Source organism: Candidatus Glassbacteria bacterium, assembly GCA_019456185.1.
In the GTDB taxonomy this organism is placed as follows: Bacteria; Gemmatimonadota; Glassbacteria; order GWA2-58-10; family GWA2-58-10; genus JAJRTS01.
In genome coordinates this window covers 1-14,679 of sequence record VRUH01000075.1, presented here as the reverse complement: position 1 = coordinate 14,679, position 14,679 = coordinate 1, and the positions used below count along the sequence as shown (strand labels likewise).

The window sequence follows — 14,679 nt, the reverse complement described above, 5'->3', positions numbered from 1 at the left end:
ACCGGTAGCGGCATGATAACTGGCAGCTTACCACTTATAAACTGTGAATAACTGTCTAAACAAACCCGGCCACCTCTGTTCAGCCGCCGGAACGGTCTGATAAACGTGTTGCTGGCCATGGTCAAGCTGTATAAAGGCCAGGGCCTGGCGGGGCAGATAGTCAGTTCGATAGTCAGCCTGTTCGAGATGGATGAAATCCTGATCGAGGGATACGAGGAAAAACTGAAAGAGCTTGTCGATTTCTGTCCCTTCAATTCCGCCGTCCCTTACCCGCCGGCTAGCGGCAACTCACTACCGCGTACGGTCTATTGCAACAACAGCCTCGACCCGGATTTCATGTGCGAGCACATGAGCCAGGTCAAAATCGAAATCTATGTCGGTGCCGGCAAGGTCAAGGCCTACACCAAGTGCTCAACTATCACCGATAAGCTGCACGGGTTGAACAAGGCCGGCAGGGAAGAGGCCGAGAAAGAAAAGACCGAGAAGAAAAAGGCTTCCGCCGAGGCCGCGCGCCAGCAAAAAAAGGAAAGCGACGACCAGGCCCCGGAAGCCAGTAGTGAAAACAATGCTCCGGAGGGGCAGGACAAAGAACCCGCCGCCGAATGATCTTGTCTTACCGCCGATAATATCCTCTCCCGTTTTCCCTTGAATCCCCCTGACTGAACTGGCTTCATTTTTGCACGGATTATTGCAGCCGTAAAATACTTGTCTTGCCTGGCTCCGGCCGGTGATTGTAAATTCATGCGCGGGAACCGGTCAGCGTAACTACGTTTTATATTGAAACCAACCCCGGAGATATCCAGTGCCGGCAGCGTTCGTTCTGGGCACACGCCCCGAGATTATCAAGCTCTATCCTGTTATTCGCCAGTATGTTGCCCGCAATCTCCCATACAGGATAATCCATACCAACCAGCATTACAGCCCGGAACTCGACGCCGTCTTTTTCGAGCAGCTCGGTCTGCCGAAGCCGGATGTCAACCTCGATGCCGGTTCGGGAACCCAGGGCGAGCAGCTCGGGCGGATGCTGCCGCGTCTGGAGCAGGCGCTGGCGACACTAAAACCGTCGCTGGTCTATGTCCAGGGAGATACCAACTCGGTCCTGGCCGGTGCGCTGATGGCGTCCAGGGCCGGGATTCCGGTGGCGCATGTCGAGGCCGGCCTGCGCAGTTATGACAGCCGGATGCCCGAGGAGTACAACCGGATTCTGGCCGACAACCTGAGCGCCCTCCTGTTCGCTCCCACCGACGGGGCGCGCCGGATACTGCTGGGCGAGGGTTTCGCTGAGGAGCGGATCCACGTGACCGGCAACACTGTTGTGGATACTTTACTGGCGATCCCGGATCTGGCGGGCCGGCAGGAGTGGACTGGCGGCAAATGGAATATCGAACGAGGTAAATACATCCTGGTTACCCTGCACCGCCCGGAAAATGTCGACCGCCCGGAGGTGCTGAGACCCCTGTTGAGCGTTGTCGGGCAGGCCGCCGAAGAGCTTGGCGTGCCGGCGCTCTTTCCGGTCCATCCCCGCACACGCTCCCGGATCGAGTCGTTCGGCCTGGCCCCGGGGGACAATATCAGGCTGGTGGAACCGGTGGGCTATTTCGGGTTCGTGCAGCTGGAACGGGAGTCCCTGCTCGTAGTCACCGATTCCGGCGGAGTGCAGGAGGAATCCTGCGTACTCGGAGTCCCGTGCGTAACCGTGCGCCGGTCCACAGAGCGTCCGGAAACGGTCGAGGTGGGGGCCAACGTCGTTACCGGCCCCGAGCCGGAAGCGGTTCTGGACGGCGTGCGGCGGATGGCCGGCAGGCGCGGCGGCTGGACCAACCCGTTCGGTGACGGCCGGGCCGGGGAAAGGATCGTGGACATTGTCCTGGAAACGATGGCTGGTTAACACGCTGGGCGGCAATCCGGGCCCGCTGGCCACCGCCTCGGTCTACGGGCTGGGCGGCCGGTTTTTCTCCCGCTGGCTGTTCCAGGCCCAGGGGGAAACAGCCGGAACGATTCCATCATCGGGCGGCAAGCTGACTGTTTCGTTCGATGTCGACTACCCGGAGGACGTCCAGGCCCTGCCAGCGTTGTGCGACCGGCTTGCCGCCCTGGGGATCACCGCCTGTTTCGCTGTGGTGGGCGCTCTGGTCGAACGGTTTCCTGATGAGCACGGCCGTCTGGTTGAGGATGGGCACGAGTTGCTGAACCACACCCAGAACCACCCGGACAACGAGCTCCTCTGCCCCGACCGGACATTCGACCAGCTAAGCCCGCAGGAACAGGCAGCTGAAATCGGAACGTGCGGGAAAACGTGCGGGGAGTTGCTGGGAGTTGAACCGGCGGGGTTCCGTGCGCCGCATTTCGGTAACGTGACCGGCAGGGAATTCTACCGGCTGCTGGCGGAGCAGGGTTATCGCTATTCATCCAGCAGGACGGCGCCGGGAACGGAATCGTTCGGCTTGCCGTTCAGGGCCGCTGAGGGCGTCTGGGAGTTTCCGGTCAGCACCTGTCCCCGTCACCCGTTCGCCGTGCTGGATAGCTGGCATGCCCTGCGCAAGCGCAACGCCCGTCATCTTAGCGACGGCGAGTTCGCGGGACTGTGCCGCGAGGCGGTGACCCTGGCCGAGCGCCACGGCGGCTACCTCAACCTGTACCTTGACCCCCGCGACGCGATCGAGTACGAGCAGGCCGCCGCGGGTCTCGCCGAACTGGCGCCCTCACGCCACAGCCTCGAGATCGTCACCTATTCGCGGCATCTGGACTTGTTGAGCGATCAATCTTCCGGATGAACCTGCGGACCCTTCGCGCCCATCCCGATCCGCTCCCTGATCTGCCGCCAGATCCGGCGGTCCTCTTCATGCAGGACGCCCATCAGTTTCAACATCATCGGGAAAGTTGCGCAAAACAGGATTCCGGCCGTCAGGCAGGCCGGCAGGGGAGACAGGCCGGTGAGCTTGACAGCCCAGGCCAGCAGTGAGGGCGGGACAGCGGCTGCCAGCAGGCGCGGGAAAAACACTTTCAGCCCCGCGGCCGGATGGGTGCGGCGGGCGGCCATGACAGTCAGCAGCGCGTGCATGGTCAGGGTGACGGCGGTGGCTGCCGCGGCTCCCTCGATTCCGTAGCGGGGAATCAGGTACAGGTTCAGGCAGAAATTGACAACCGCGGCCATCAGGTTCAGCGCCAGGATCAGCTTTGTCCGCGCGTACATCGTCAGCAGCAGGCCGCTGGTTGACGACAGGTAGTAAAAAAACCGTCCCGCCGCGAGAATTGTCAGGACAGTCGCCCCGCCCGCAAAGTTGTCTCCCCAGACCAGCACCATCGCCTCCGGAGCCATGATCGCCAGCAGGCAGACAATCGGCAGGCTGATATACAGAAACCAGCGGTTGTTGCTGTTGAACGTGCCGCTGACCAGTTCGTGGCGTTTCTGGGCGAAAGCGCCGGTCGTGATCGAGAGAAACAGCGGGTTGAGCAATTCCGTTCCCAGCGCAACAAGAGCCGCCAGGCGGGCGGCTGCCCCGTAAAGCCCCACCCGGGCGCTGTCGAGAAAGTGGCCGACCATGAACGCATCGATATAGTTCATCACCTGCACCACCAGCCCCGAGAGGAACAGCGGCAGGCAGTAGGTGATAAATGGCCTGAAGTCAAATTCCGCGTCCCCGGCGCCGCCGCCGAAAATCGGCTGCACCCGCCGCTGCAGGAGCCACAGCAGCGCGCACCAACTGATTATTTCACTGGCCGCATAAGCCCACATCGCGCCCTCGGCCCTCATTCCGGCGGCCAGCAGCACGACGGTCAGCACCAGCCTGGTTACCGGACTGGCGAACTGGTTGACCGCTACCCGGTAGCCGATTTTCTGGAAGGCCACCACTGACTTGACCAGCACCCGTCCGCTGACCATAAACGGCAAGGCCAGCGCGCAGATCCTGAAAATCCCGGTCATCTGCTCTTTGGCAAACAGCAGGTCGGCCAGTGGTCCTGCCAGCAGCGACAACAGTACACCAGCCACCGTGCCGTTGACCAGCGCGATCAGGAATGCGCCGCGCATCATGCCCCGCAGCCTGCGACGGTCGTCCCCGCCGATATAGAGCGGAGCGAACCGCGCCACCCCATGATCGATACCTAGCGCGGCGATACCTCCGGCCACCGCCAGCGTGGTAACGCCGAGGAAGAACAGGCCGAATTCCACCTGGCCTCCCACCCGCGAAAGCAGGCTCTGGTAGGCGTAATTCACCAGCCGGGCGAACACCAGTCCGCTGAAGATAATCGCCGCGCCCTTGGCCACCTTGACCTGCGGGCTGTCCTGCGGAGAGATCATCGTTTGCGCCCCATGTACAGGGTCCGGTAAGCCGCCGTGGCGGGCAATAGCTGTCCCAGCGACAGCTCCAGCCGCGAGAACAAGCCGCGGGCCACGGAGGACTTGCGCAGCAGCAGTTCAGCCGGTGCGCTCAGCGGTCTGAACCAGTAGGAGTGGGGGATATCGTAGCGGAGCGTGTGCTCCAGGGCGACCCCGCAGGAAGCCAGGACTTCTGTCACCCGGCCGGTGGTAGCATGGACCGTGGCCGATGAAGGGTCAGTCATCTCCCGCTCCCTTTTCAACAGGCCGAGTTTGCGGGCTATCCCGCCGAACGCCGCGACGTGCTCTGTGCTGCGCATCTCGAAAAAGATGGTTCCGCCCGGTTTGAGCACTCCGGCCAGCACGCCGATTACCTTGTCCCAGTCTGGAAGATGAAACAGCACGTGCATGCAGACCACCGTGTCGAATTCCGGTTTCGCGAACGGCAGATTGTAGATGTCGCCGAGCAGGGTTTCCACCTGCGGGGACTTATGCTTCAATTCGGCCAGCATGCCTGCTGAGCTGTCCAGGGCAATCACATTGTGGCCCAGCTCCGCCAGGTGCGAGCTGAACCGGCCCGTGCCCGCGCCGGCATCCAGTACCGCGCCGGAGGCCATCTGCGAGGCGATCCATTTGCGCTCCACCTCGGTATTGAGCCGGTTGATCCCGCCCCGGTAGCGGCTGTCGTACCTGCTGCCGAAATCGCTGCTGCGGTAGCGTTCGCGCTTGGCCTTGCTGACATCGTTCCGCTCCGGAGCTCTGTCGATATTCTGGTTCGCCCGGTCGCTCATGATCCGCCGCCGGCGGTTTCGCGGTAGAATGTTTCGCAGTCGATAATCCTGACTCCGCGCTGGAGCAGGAGACGGATACTGTGCTCAAGCAGGTGTTCGTAGCTTACGAGGTCGCGCAGGTGCAGCTGCAGGACCAGGTCGGAGTGGACCGGCCGGACCAGCAGGCGGTCCTGCCAGCCACTGCTGAAATTGAAATTCACGCCCAGGTCGGTCAGGCCGGTGCCCTGAAGCCTCAGCGGATGCAGCAGCCAGTTGCGGATAAACCAGTCGTAGCCGAGTTCATCGAGAACGTCGAAAGTGCGGCGGTTATACTTGACGTAGGGGGCTACGAACCCCTTGACCGCTTTGCCCGTCAGTTGCGAAAGATAATCGTGGTTGGCGGCGATTTCCTCGCGCTGGCGCTTGGCGCCGTGGCTGGAGAGGACCACGCAGTGGCTCCAGGTGTGGCTGGCGATATCGCAGCCGGTGCCCTTGATAAAACTCCTTAACCTGGACTCGTTGTCCTTGACCTCTATCCCGGCCACGGCCAGGGTGGGCCGCAACTCGAACGTCTCGCACCAGCGCTCCAGGATATCCAGCCCGCGGGCATCCCAGTCGACATTGATCCTCAGCACGACTCTTCTGTCGGTCAGGTCCGGAGGAGTACCGTCCGGGGCGCTCCCATCGGGAATCGCCGGCCGGCGGCGGACACCCAGCAGCCGTCTGAGCGGAGAGAGCGCCCCTGCAAGTAGTCTCCCGGCTACGTTATCGCTCTGATAAAGCGGAGTCCGTCCGTAAAGCACTCCCAGCGATTGCCTCAGGCGGTCGCGTCTATCGCTGCCGCAGCCGATCCTGATCACCGGGAAACCGGTTTCCTGATTCGACAATTTACGGTTGGTCAGCAGCAGGCCGCAGTCCCCGCCGGCGAGTCCGGGCCTGGCAGCGGGAGACACTTTGTGCCCCGCAGCGGCGTAAGTGCTGGCGAGCCACAGGGTTGTCCGGTCGGACGGCAACGGGGAAAACGGACGCTTGACACTGTAATATACGGTGGAAGCCAATATTATCTCTTCCGGGCTTAAATGCCGCCGAGGAAATCGTCCACCAGGGACGGGTCGATTAGTGAAAGGCGGGCGATCAATTCGCTCTGCAGCGGGTCCAGCCCGCAATCGCCTGTATCCGCTACCAGCCGGGCCATCTGCTCAGCCCAGCTTTTTCCGGCTGGTTCGAACGAGGCGACCAACTTTCCGAGGTCTCCCGCCTGGCCGGGCAGATAGAGTTCGATTTCGAATTTCATCGTTGATTCTCTCCCAGTTCCGTTTTCCCGAGCACGAGCGCGCTGGCCTGTTCCGGAGAGATCGGCGGGTTTTCGGCCGCGGAGAAATATTCTCCCGCCGTGTCCGAGATCACCGTGTCACAGCCCGTGGCGCCGGCCAGCGAATAGAGCAGTCTTTGGTGGCAATAGGCCCTGGCGCCTGCGATATCATTCGCCTCGTCAGGAGGGTCACGGGGTATCTCGCAATCGATAAACTTAATTCCGCCCGTCGGCTCCACAATCACGTTGCCCGCGTTCAGGTCAGTGTGGAAGATTCCCGCGGCGCAGGCCCTGTCGACAGCATCCAGCACCGAGGGCAGCCGCCGGGCAATCTGTGCCGCACTCATGCCCGCCAGGGTTTGTCCGGCGATATAATCCCGCACGAAATAATCCTCAAGGCAGGCCAGCACTCCGGGGCCGAGGCCGATTGCGGCCAGCCGCGCCAGGATCCCGCTCTCCCGCTCGAACCTGCCGGCCGGAGCCATGTATGTTTCCCCCAGCCTGGTCCGCAGGCGACGTTCGATAATCATGCTGGCTACTTTTAAGACTGCGACAGGTACCTGCTCACCCGGCTTGTACAGGAGGTATTTCAGGCCCCAGCCCCGGCCGGGGTAGAACCGCTCAAGCGATGGCTGATATCCCAGCAGTCCGGTGAGTTCCCCGGCCAGCTGCTTCCTGGACATAATCAGACCTAACTCGTTGTATAGAAAGCTGAGTTTTCTGCCCAGGGCCGCCATCGCTTATCCTCTGTCCGCTCGTTTAGCTGAACACCGCTCGTACAACTGGCGGTAAATTTCGGTTTCCTGACCCTCGGTAGCGGCCGCATCGATCTGGGCCACCCGGTCTCTGAGCTGTTTACCCCTGAGCGCCCTGAAGTCCGGGTCGGAATAGAGTCTTTGAAACGCAGCCGCGTAGCTCTCGGCGTCGGCTTCCACGATCTCGGCCAGCTCGCCCACAACCTCCGGTTCAGGTTCCCAGAGCGGCCGGTTGATTACAACCGGCAGGCCGCTGGCGGCGGCTTCCAGCACGGGTATACACACTCCCGGATGGGTGATATTGATCGCGAATACATCGTGGTTTCTGTACAACTCCGGCAGATTTTCGTGCTCGACCCGCGGGATAAACACCACCCTTTGTCCGATTTCAAGACTCCGGGCAAGCTCGCGCAGACGCTCGTGCCGCGGGCCATCGCCGACAAGAGTCAGCTCGGAATCGCCGAACGCTGCCACCGCGCGCAGCAGCGGTTCCGGGTCCTTGCCCTCGAACTGCCGGCCGACCGTGAGAATCCTCAGGGGTCCGTTTCCGGCTTCGGCCTGGCTGGTTCCCGGCTGGAAACGCGCCAGATCGACCCGGTTGTAAATAACGCTGATCCCGTCCTGACGCCAGCGGCGGACATGCTCGACAGGGAACCGGTAGGCACAGATCACATGGTCGGCTCCGCCGAGGCTGGTGCGGTTCATGCCCAGCGCGGAGAACAGGAACCGCGGTCCATGAATCCGCAAGTTGCGCCACAGGTGGTAGTCCGCGTGGACGCTGACCACGCTCGAGGCTCCGCAGTGACGGGCCAGTTTCACAGCCAGCCAGCCCATCAGCAGCGGGTTGAAGCCCCTGACGACATGGGGTTTTATTTCGCTCACAAGTTGCCGCGCCCTGCCTGTCGCCCGGCTGAAGTTCAGCGGTCCCGGCCTGCCGACCGGGTGGATGCGAACCTCCGCCCGCCCGGTCATCACCCGCGCCGCCTCGGTTCCGTCGTCGGTAGCGGCCAGGGATATTACGTGCACCCTGTCGAAAAAGTCGCCGGGATTCAGATAGCGCGCCTTGACCTCGCCCTTGGCCGCATAGCGTTCAAGCGGGTCGTTGGGCAGCACGACCAGGGTTTTGTACCGCGTGGAATCAGACACTGTCTGCTCCCCGGCTGTCGTTGTCGGACACACTGGCGTTTCCGGCGAACAGCATGTCCCTGATTCGAGCGCCCAGTTCCCGCCAGTCGTAGTCTTTTACCGCGGCTTTCGCGGCCCGGGACGACGATGCGCGCAGCTCCGGCTGGTTGCTGAAACGCTCGAGCAGTTTTGTTGTTGAGGAGCTGTTTTCCGCCAGATACAGTGAACCGGGATGTTCACCTGCAAGGCGCTTAAGTTCACGGCAGGGGGTCGCCACCACGGGCTTGCCCATCGCCCAGTACTCGAACAGCTTCACCGGACAAACACGGTCAGTGAGCTCATTGACCGCGAACGGCACCAGGCAGACATCCGCTTCCGCCAGCCGGGAGAACACCTCGGAGTGGGGCAGCGCGCCGGTCAGTTCCACGTTGTTCAGGCCGGCGGCCAGGCCGCGGGCATCCTGCAGGCGCGGTCCGTCGCCGATCAGCACGAATCCGGCCCACCCGCATGATGCGGCGGTTTCAATTATCAGCTCGACATCCACCCACTCGCCGAACGCGCCGGCGAAAGCGACGGTGAATTTTTTTGCTTCTTCATCTTTCTCCGCTGTCTGACCAGGCCGTTCCAGCCGTCCCAGGTCGACACCGTTGGGAATCAACTCCGCGCGTCGGGTGTAGCGACGGATGTCTTCGAGCAGGGGGCCGCTGGTGGCAATGCAGCCCGCGCTGGCCAGCCGGGCGCTGAGCCCCAGGCCAAATCCGGCGGCCCTCCTGGCCAGCGGGCTGGCGATGATTGCAGAACTGTCGGCATAAATAAACAGCGAACGTTTGCCTCTCAAGCGGCACCAGAGCAGGGCAAGCAGAGTTCCGGCCGGGTAATAGGTCACGATCGCATCCGCGCCGCAACGGACCACGGCCCACAGGTTGCAAAGCTCCATGCAGAGGCCGTAGAGCAGGCCCGGACGGAACCGGCATTTGCGGCGAACCAGTTTCATTTCGGCCGGCCGCCGGTAGGAATCGCGGTCGATAAATGAGCTTTTCTGCGCTGCCGGCGGCACAAGCGGATCGAAATACACAACCTTGTCACGTTCGGACAGGTAGCGCGCCAGCTCTGGCCCGTGACCCCAGACACTGCCCCAGACCACGGGACCGATAAAGGCGATTTTTTTCTTACCCGGCAAAATACCAGCTCCGCAATCATGAAAAATCAAACAAAGCGCCGCATGGCAGACAACCGAAGTCAGCGGCCACCAGCTAATAATAATTCCGGTTCAACGGCTCTACAACTAATTCCTGCCGCGCCTGGCGACACAGCCGCTTAACCGCATTACTGGCGGTATCTCCCCGTTGGTTTTACCTTTTGCAAGAATGAGGCCTGAATCCGGGATAGCAGCGGGTTCGGGATGCGAGCGGGGTTACGAACTTACCGTCCGGAGTGCGGATCGATGGGCGATCGGCTGGTAAAGCTGCTGCGGGGCAGGGGGATTATCGTTCTGATCCTCGCGGTTGTAATTGTTGCCGGGGCGGGAGTGCTGGACAACGGGTTCGTGAATTACGATGACCCGCAGGTACTGCTGGTGCCGGGTGAGGCCGGAGAACTGGCGCCCAGCTACGGCAACCTGACCGAGTGGCTGGTTCCATCCCAGGGCCGTTCCTGGCTTCCGCTGCGGTTTCTCGTATTCTCGATTCTCTATTCCATCGTCGGACCCTCCGCCCTGGTGTTCCACCTGCTCAGCCTTGCACTCTACGCCGTGATCTGTCTCCAGGTATATGTGCTGGCCCACAGGCTGCTCGCATGGGATAATTACAGGACGGGCGACAAGCCGTGGAGGTTGGACAGGGATAATTTCTGGCCGCTGTTCGCTGCGGCTGCATTCGCTCTCAACCCGTTGAATGTAGAATGCCTGGCCTGGGTCAGCGCGCTCAAAGACCTTCTGTTCGCTGTTTTCTGGCTGGCATTCGTGCTGAGTATCACAAGCGGTAACCAGCTGAGACTGAGCAAAAACCGAGCGGCGCTGATTTACTTTCTGCTGGCCCTGGCCGCCAAACCCCCCGCGGTGATGCTGCCGCTGCTTGTTCTGGCGTTTTTTCTGCTGGGGCCAGACAGAAAAAGACCTGTCAGATTCCCCTGGAAGACTGCTCTGGCTGTATCGCTGCTATCCGCGGGCTACCTTGCGATCCTGTTGCCACAGATCTCAGGGATGCGTGTCTACACCCCCGCCGGTGGTTTCGATTCGATAGTGGCTGGAGCGTTGAAAGCGCTGTTCGCCTATGCCGGTTCGTTTCTGGTTCCGGCCGGGCTCAGCGTACGCTACCTGGTAAAAGTTCCTCTGTCGCTCGCCGATCCGGCGACTCTGGCCAGAGCCGCCACCCTGCTGGCCCTGTGCGTGCTGGCCGGCTGGCTGTGGGTTTGCGGACGACGTTTTCCGGCCCTGGCGCTTGCCTGGTGCCTGCTCGCTTTTCTGCCCTCCAGCGGGCTTCTGCCGCTGGGCATTCTGCGCGCCGACCGCTATGCGCTCACCCTGGCGCCGATTTTCGCCCTTGGGCTGTCCTACGGACTCCGGGAAATGAGTGTCGGGCTGGCCGGCAGGGCAGGGACTTTCTTCCGGGCGGCGATCTGGATTATTCCGCTGTGTTTTATGGCGATGTTTGTCCGGCGGGTTGACGTGTGGCGTGATTCGGGGAGCCTCTGGGCCGATACGCTGGCCCGGGACAGCGGCAACTGGATCGCCCTGAACGGTCTGGCTCACTGGCAGCTTGAGCTGGGCGACACCACAGGGGCCGTAAGTCTGTACGAAAAAGCTCTCGAAGTGAACCCCAACTCCGTGCTGGCTCTCAACTCGCTGGCAGTGCTGGCGGCTGACAGGGGAGATTTCGCCACGGCAGAGTGTCTGCTGAAAAAAGCCGCCGAATTGCGCGGTTACAACCTGAGAACCAGCATGGACCTTGCCCGGCTGTATCTGCGCACCGGCAGGCCTTACGAAGCGGCCGAACTCCTGGAGCGGCACGACGCCACCGGGATCGAGAACGCGGAGATGCACTATCTGCTGAGTATCCTCTATCGAAGGACCGGGCACCTGGATTGGGCGGCGTCCAGAATGAAGGCGGCGCGCGCGCTCGATCCTGGAAACCACCGCTACCGCGCGGAACTCGGCCGTCTGATGGTGAAGCGGGGTAACCTCGATGATGCCATCCGCGAACTCAGTATCGCCCTGGACGGTGACCCCGATCTGGTTGAGGCGTACGTGGGTTTCGGAGACCTGTTTCTTCACGCCGGCCAACCAGAAGACGCCGCGAGATCGTACCACGGCGCCCTGGTCAGGGAACCGGACAACCGGGACGCCCTGCTGGGGATGGCCGGGTTGATGGGAACGGCCGGTAAGCTCGACAGCGCCGCTGTCCTGCTGGAAAAACTTCGCAAGCTCCATGGCAGCGACTGCCTGGTGCTGGCCAATTCGGTAGCCCTGGCGTTTTCACTGGGCAACTTCAGCGAGGGAGCCGCGATCCTGAACGAGGCGATTGCCTGCGACAGTAACATGACGGAGAATTATCTCAACGGCTACAACCTGTATCTGGCGCTGGACAGCCTGGGGCGGGCGGCCGAAATGCTGTCCAGGGCGCAGCGCGTGTCATCCGAAAACCAGACAATAAGCGCCCTTGAAGCCGACATCTCGGCGCGGACCGGTGTGCCGGCGGATACAGCAATTAAATACCTCAGCAAACACTCCCGCGTTACGGGCGAAAGGATCATGGCCGAAAAAGCCGCCGCACTGATCGACAGCCTGCGAAATTCCCCGTGAATCCCCACGCAGCTTATTCGTGAATTTGCGGTATTTGCCCCAACTCTGCGGAACGAATTGTGTCAAATGACCCAGTTTTTTGAAATTGAATTTAATTCGTCAACTGAAGCGGGTCTCGTGGTAATGCCATCAGATCTTGGAGAACATTGGCATTAGGGGAGATAGATACTCGTTGAAAGCCAACTTGTATCATCAGGGTATGCTTTTTGCAAATCCATAACGACGGATCAGTGTGTTTTGGAAACAATTACAAGGGATTGTATTGCCAGTAACTCAGCGGAGGATTTTAGATGCGTAACTCCAAGGGTTTTACCCTGATCGAAATTATCGTGGCTGTCGCGCTGGTGGCTATTCTCTCGGCAGCGGTAGCCCCGAGCGTGCTGAACAATATCGCCATGGGCCGGATCAGCCGGACCCAGAGCGACGTCCAGGCAATCGCCAGCGGGGTGATGAGGTTCAAGAGCGATACAGGAAAGTATCCGCGCCTTGATACTCCAGCAAACCCTGATACCCTTGGCGAAGCTTTCGATTTCCTTGTCAGTACAAACGGGACTTGGCCGACATTGGTGACCAACGCCAATTGGCCCTCTTCGGCTGCTGCTCTGGTCACAGGTATTGGTGCGGGATCGGCCCAGACCATTACTAACCACTTGATTATCGGTCAGAATGACTATGCAACGACGACATCAGACACTTACATCCGCGCCAACAACCCCGAAGATCCCACGGATGTCGGTTTTCGTCAGGGATATATCAGTTCTGACCCGCCCGATCCGTGGGGCAACAGGTACATGATCAATGTCGCCCCGCTCGGGATGGTCGGCCAGCCGGTCTGGGTCATTTCCGCCGGTCCGAACGGTGTGCTTGAAACCTTGATCACCAATGTAGGTACGGCGACGCTGGATACGGTCAACGGCGACGATATCGGGTTCCGCGTTCAGTAAGCAAAGATCTGTTGAAGATAAAAGGGCCGCGGATAATTTCCCGCGGCCCTTTTTTTTGCCGGTTCCGCCCCCTGCCCGGCCTTACAGAAGCTCTCTGTACAGCCTGTCTGTCAAGGCTACATGCGCCGCGAAATCTCCCCGTTCCCGAACCGTATTTTTCCCCGACTCGTGCGCCCTTCGCTCTAAGGGCTTGTCTCTCAGCGCCCGCTCCAGGCAGGATGCCAGCAAGTCGATGTCGCCCGGCGGGAACAGCAGCCCGTTTTCTCCGTGGGTTATCCAGTCGCGGTTGGCCGGGATATCTGTCACCACCGGCAGGCACCCCGACGCCATCGCCTCGAGCAGAGAGATACTGGTGCCCTCGACCGGGCTGGTGGAGACATATACCCGGGATTTCCCCAGGATTTCAGCCAGCAACTCCTGGCTGAGCCTGCCGCAGAAACTGACTGCCCGATCCAGCCCGCACCTTTTTGCCTTACGCTCCAGTTCTTCTTTCAGTGCTCCGTCACCGGCCAGCCTGAGCGACAGGCTTGGAGTACGGTCTTTCAGGATCGCCGCCGCGCCGACCAGGTCGCCTACCCGGTACGGCTCCGTCAGGTTCCTGGTGCTGACAACCGAGCCTTCCGGCCGGTTATCCAAATCAGTGGTCTTATCTCCGCCGAAAACATTCAGGTCCACGCCGACCGGCCGAGTGAAAATTTTCGCCCGGTCGATCCCGTTGTCTGTCATCCAGCCTGTTATTTCCGGACTGACACTGATTATCCGTCCGCTGGCCCCGGCGACAGCCAGAAAAGCCTTGCGGATTGCCCCCCCGCGCCCGGCGGCCATCCGCCAGTCCGAGCCGTGGACAGTGAGCATCAGCGGTTTCCCGGTCAGACGGGCCGCGGCCAGTCCGATCAATCCGGCGGGAAACGCCCAGTGGGCATGGATCAGGCGGCAGTCCTGCGCGCGGACAGTGCGCAGGGCGGTCCACAGCCCGGAAACCAGCAGGCAGCTTATTCTGAAAACGGGAACGTCCGGGTATTCGATCAGCAGCTTGCCGGCGCTCGGAAAAGGAAACCGGCCTACGCTATGGGAGGGGAATGATTCGGTGCTCAGGCTTTGTGGGAAAACGCGCGGTACCAGGATTCTGGAATGCCACCCGAGGCTCCCGAGCTCCTCGGCTGTCCGGCGCACGAAGATACCGTGGTAGGAGCCCTCGTAGTCGGGGTATGCGTTGGTCAACACCAGTACGGAAGCGCTCATCGCTCGCTGTCGTCTCTGCGGGATGCGCGTCTGAGCAGCAGCACTTCCTTCTGGGTCCGGAACAACTCCCGCTTCAGCGCGGTGATCTGGGAACTGATAAAAGCGAAACTGGCCATCTGAATACCGGTCAGCAGCAGCAGGACACTGAGCCAGACTATCGGGCGGGTGGGGTTGAGGGCGGAATTGAGATAGAGGTTGAACAGGTATCCGCCCAGCACCAGCGCTGCCAGCGTGAACAGCAGTCCCACCACGCCGAACAGCAGGATCGGTTTTTCATAGAAACTGAACATCAGGTGGCTCAGCACGGTCATCCGCAGCTGAAGCTTGCTGCGGCCGTGCTTGCGGCTGGCCAGTACAGCCGGCTCCTCCACCAGGCGCAGTCCGGCGGCTTCTGCCTTGGCCAAGATTTCGAGG

General features: G+C 61.2%; 13 protein-coding genes. 5 read left to right on the top strand and 8 right to left on the bottom strand.

Going from position 1 to position 14,679, the window contains the following annotated elements; genetic code table 11:
- The first annotated feature begins 117 nt into the window (after positions 1–117).
- From FVQ81_16880 to FVQ81_16870, 3 genes are all read left to right on the top strand, one after another.
- The gene (locus tag FVQ81_16880; protein ID MBW7998207.1) at positions 118–606 is read left to right on the top strand and encodes a hypothetical protein; all 489 of its coding nucleotides are present in this window, start codon (positions 118–120) and stop codon (positions 604–606) included.
- Positions 607–802: 196 nt separating this feature from the next.
- Entirely contained in the window at positions 803–1,888 is a 1,086-nt protein-coding gene (locus FVQ81_16875; GenBank protein MBW7998206.1) for a UDP-N-acetylglucosamine 2-epimerase (non-hydrolyzing), read from the top strand.
- Complete coding sequence (locus FVQ81_16870; protein MBW7998205.1) at positions 1,830–2,774, top strand: polysaccharide deacetylase family protein; 945 nt, start codon at positions 1,830–1,832, stop codon at positions 2,772–2,774. The genes FVQ81_16875 and FVQ81_16870 overlap by 59 nt, the downstream gene beginning before the upstream one ends.
- Here the strand turns inward: FVQ81_16870 and FVQ81_16865 are convergent.
- Genes FVQ81_16865 through FVQ81_16835 form a run of 7 tightly spaced genes read right to left on the bottom strand, consistent with a single transcriptional unit; the run spans position 2,759 to position 9,460 of the window.
- Complete coding sequence (locus FVQ81_16865) at positions 2,759–4,300, bottom strand: oligosaccharide flippase family protein (GenBank protein MBW7998204.1); 1,542 nt, start codon at positions 4,298–4,300, stop codon at positions 2,759–2,761. The genes FVQ81_16870 and FVQ81_16865 overlap by 16 nt on opposite strands.
- The gene (locus tag FVQ81_16860; GenBank protein ID MBW7998203.1) at positions 4,297–5,109 is read right to left on the bottom strand and encodes a class I SAM-dependent methyltransferase; all 813 of its coding nucleotides are present in this window, start codon (positions 5,107–5,109) and stop codon (positions 4,297–4,299) included. Before FVQ81_16860 ends, FVQ81_16865 begins: the two co-directional genes overlap by 4 nt.
- The gene (locus FVQ81_16855; GenBank protein ID MBW7998202.1) at positions 5,106–6,254 is read right to left on the bottom strand and encodes a polysaccharide deacetylase family protein; all 1,149 of its coding nucleotides are present in this window, start codon (positions 6,252–6,254) and stop codon (positions 5,106–5,108) included. The genes FVQ81_16860 and FVQ81_16855 overlap by 4 nt, the downstream gene beginning before the upstream one ends.
- Positions 6,164–6,382 carry a hypothetical protein gene (locus FVQ81_16850; GenBank protein ID MBW7998201.1) on the bottom strand — a complete coding sequence of 73 codons (219 nt, stop codon included), beginning with the start codon at positions 6,380–6,382 and terminating at the stop codon, positions 6,164–6,166. Before FVQ81_16850 ends, FVQ81_16855 begins: the two co-directional genes overlap by 91 nt.
- Positions 6,379–7,083 (bottom strand): hypothetical protein, encoded by a 705-nt coding sequence (locus FVQ81_16845; GenBank protein ID MBW7998200.1) that lies wholly within the window; start codon positions 7,081–7,083, stop codon positions 6,379–6,381. The genes FVQ81_16850 and FVQ81_16845 overlap by 4 nt, the downstream gene beginning before the upstream one ends.
- Before the next feature lie 57 nt (positions 7,084–7,140).
- The gene (locus FVQ81_16840; protein MBW7998199.1) at positions 7,141–8,334 is read right to left on the bottom strand and encodes a glycosyltransferase family 4 protein; all 1,194 of its coding nucleotides are present in this window, start codon (positions 8,332–8,334) and stop codon (positions 7,141–7,143) included.
- Positions 8,294–9,460 (bottom strand): glycosyltransferase family 4 protein, encoded by a 1,167-nt coding sequence (locus FVQ81_16835; GenBank protein ID MBW7998198.1) that lies wholly within the window; start codon positions 9,458–9,460, stop codon positions 8,294–8,296. Before FVQ81_16835 ends, FVQ81_16840 begins: the two co-directional genes overlap by 41 nt.
- A gap of 222 nt (positions 9,461–9,682) precedes the next feature.
- On the opposite strand from FVQ81_16835, the gene FVQ81_16830 reads away from it, so the two are divergent.
- Positions 9,683–12,079: a tetratricopeptide repeat protein gene (locus FVQ81_16830; protein ID MBW7998197.1), complete on the top strand. Its 2,397-nt coding sequence runs from the start codon at positions 9,683–9,685 to the stop codon at positions 12,077–12,079.
- A 290-nt stretch (positions 12,080–12,369) separates the two neighbouring features.
- Positions 12,370–13,023, top strand: coding sequence for a prepilin-type N-terminal cleavage/methylation domain-containing protein (locus tag FVQ81_16825; GenBank protein MBW7998196.1), 654 nt, complete (start codon positions 12,370–12,372; stop codon positions 13,021–13,023).
- Positions 13,024–13,104: 81 nt separating this feature from the next.
- Here FVQ81_16825 and FVQ81_16820 read toward each other — a convergent pair whose 3' ends face one another.
- Positions 13,105–14,265, bottom strand: a complete 1,161-nt coding sequence (locus FVQ81_16820) for a glycosyltransferase family 4 protein (GenBank protein ID MBW7998195.1) — start codon at positions 14,263–14,265, stop codon at positions 13,105–13,107.
- Positions 14,266–14,679 lie beyond the last annotated feature (414 nt).